At 56.3% G+C, this 673-nt stretch carries 1 pseudogene; it reads left to right on the top strand.

What is annotated here, in order from left to right:
* A pseudogene (locus tag B7444_RS15540) lies at nt 1-673 on the top strand (DDE-type integrase/transposase/recombinase); the annotation flags it as partial.

Raw genomic sequence — 673 nt, 5'->3', positions numbered from 1 at the left:
CTCGCGGCGCTGAGCGAGGAGTTCGGGATCAACCCGAAAACAGTGGCAAAGTGGCGGAAGCGACAGACTGTCGAAGATCAGAAGACCGACCCTAAAGAACCGCGCTCAACGGTCCTTTCCAAGGCAGACGAAGCGATGATCGTAGCGTTTTGACGCCATACTTTACTGCCGCTGGATGACTGCCTTTATGCCCTGCAGGCCAGTATCCCCCATCTGACACGCTCGGCTCTGCATCGCTGCTTTCAGCGTCACGGGATATCCCGGCTGCCGAACATCGAGGGAGACAAGCCCAGACGACAGCGTTTCAAACGCTCCCCGATTGGGTTCTTTCATCTCGATATCGCGGAGGTCCAGACCGCTGGAGGCAAGCTGCACCTCTTCGTTGCCATCGACCGGATAAGCAAATTCGCTGTCACAAAACTGGTCGGGAAAGCCGATCGGAAGACGGCCTGGGAATTTCTCGAACATCTCCTGAGCATCATCCCTTACCGGATCCATACCATCCTGACCGATAATGGGATCCAGTTCGCTGAGCAGCCTCGCAATCGAAATACAGCCTGGTCGCGTTCCATGCGCTTCGACATGATCTGCGAAGCCCACGGGATCGAACATCGTCTGACGAAACCCAGTCATCCCTGGACGAACGGTCAGGTTGAGCGGATGAACCGGACAA

Origin of the sequence: Gluconobacter thailandicus F149-1 = NBRC 100600, from assembly GCF_000964465.1 — a bacterium.
Classification (GTDB): domain Bacteria; phylum Pseudomonadota; class Alphaproteobacteria; order Acetobacterales; family Acetobacteraceae; genus Gluconobacter; species Gluconobacter thailandicus.
Note: the sequence above shows the minus strand (reverse complement) of the source record. Positions and strands in the feature narration are given on the sequence as shown.